We start from the raw sequence: 790 nt of genomic DNA, 5'->3' as shown, positions 1-790 counted from the left end.
CGCTCCCCTCAACCAGCGGCCACGCCTTGCCTTGGTCGGCCATCGCTTCAAGGGTCAACAATGACAGGCGGCCACCCGTCAACTCTGGCAACAACACACCAGATAAGGTGATTTTCTCACTGTCGACACCAAGAAATTGCGCTGCCGGACGCAGGCCCACCCGGCTGTTAGTCGGCCAACGGTAATCAATATTGCGCCCCATGCTCTGGTAAGGGGTGGTCTGTACCATAAAGACAAATAAACCCAGTGATAACATCATGATTAATCACTCTCCATCTGGCCGCGTGACCGGGCGCGCTTATCCCGTTCATTTTTTGCAAGGGCATCCACCATCATTCGCTCTGCATCCTGTCGGCTCATACCCGGCGGGATAGTCACCTTGATATCATTGGTGGTCACACTGCTATCAACAATGGTGGTGCCGGTATTGGCGGTGACAGGTTGATAACCCCCGGTAAGCAAGCCGCCACTGGGCGAATATCCGCCCGCGTAAGGGTTATCTTTCGGGACTTTATCGGCCAGCCCGTCAGACTTGGTATCGATAATACCGAGCTTTTCCAGCACCCAGTCAATGCCACTGCGCAGCGTATTTAGCGCATTCATCGGCAGACTGAGCGCCGCCGCCAAGCCCTCACCAAATAACTTGCCCGCGTTGGTGGCTATGTCCAAGGTTTCTTGCGTGGCTTTCACCGGTTTAATCAGGTCAGCGAACCAGTTCGAAAGCTGTTTCACCTTGTCACTAAACCAGTTAAACACCGGTTTAAGCGGCTCAAAAGCGGCACTGATTGGC

Annotated in this window: 1 protein-coding gene and 1 pseudogene; both read right to left on the bottom strand. The window is 54.2% G+C overall.

Going from position 1 to position 790, the window contains the following annotated elements; genetic code table 11:
* Window positions 1-259: phage tail protein (locus OVO64_RS20390; protein WP_267248997.1), on the bottom strand; the 259-nt coding region annotated here is incomplete at its 3' end.
* 2 nt (window positions 260-261) lie between these two features.
* Window positions 262-790, bottom strand: a pseudogene (locus OVO64_RS20385) (phage tail tape measure protein); the annotation flags it as partial.

This window comes from Yersinia sp. Marseille-Q5920, assembly GCF_946902935.1.
GTDB classification, from domain to species: domain Bacteria; phylum Pseudomonadota; class Gammaproteobacteria; order Enterobacterales; family Enterobacteriaceae; genus Yersinia; species Yersinia rochesterensis.
Note: the sequence above shows the minus strand (reverse complement) of the source record. Positions and strands in the feature narration are given on the sequence as shown.